Raw genomic sequence first — 712 nt, forward strand, 5'->3', positions numbered from 1 at the left:
GGGTACCCCCTTCCTGCTGACCTCCGGTTACGACGACAACCTGCCCAGCCGCTTCGCCAGCGCGCCGCGCTGTACCAAGCCTTATCACATCGAAACCCTGGTGCAGCAGCTGGCCGGGCTGGTGGCGGCGCCGCAGGTCTCTGCGGGCATCGCCTGATTGCGCGGCATGTCGCGCCGTCCTGAAGGCATCCGCGCCACCGAGCTTCGTGGCGGCATGCCACCTGCAGCGCACCCGCACGGGCGCCACGATGGCATGGCTGCGCGCATCGCCCGCCATGACTGGTCATCCACGCCGCTGGGAGCGTATGAGCGGTGGCCGCCACACCTGCGCGCCACCGTCGACCTGATGCTGGCCCATGGTTTCCCGATGATCGTGCTGTGGGGCGAGCAGCTGGTGCAGCTCTACAACGATGGCTATGCCGAGATCCTGGCCGACAAGCATCCCGGCGGACTCGGCCAGCCGACCCGTGAATGCTGGCCCGAGGTGTGGCATATCAACGGGCCGATCTACCAGCGCGTCTGGCAGGGCGAAACCATCACTTACGAGGACAAACTCTATCCCCTCGCGCGCCGCGGGCGGTTGGAGGATGTGTGGTTCACCATTACCTACAGCCCCATCCGTGGCGAGGAGGGGCGCGTCAGCGGCGTGCTGGTTACCATGTTCGAGACGACGGCGGCGCATGTGGCCCAGTCGGCCCGCGAACGCGAAGAG

At 67.3% G+C, this 712-nt stretch carries 1 protein-coding gene; it reads left to right on the forward strand.

Annotated elements, in window-relative coordinates:
• Nucleotides 1–253 precede the first annotated feature (253 nt).
• On the forward strand, nt 254–712 hold a 459-nt coding region (locus DAI20_RS19460), incomplete at its 3' end, for a PAS domain-containing protein (RefSeq protein WP_205781501.1).

This window comes from Planctomonas deserti, from assembly GCF_003067705.1.
GTDB classification, from domain to species: Bacteria; Actinomycetota; Actinomycetes; order Actinomycetales; family Microbacteriaceae; genus Planctomonas; species Planctomonas deserti.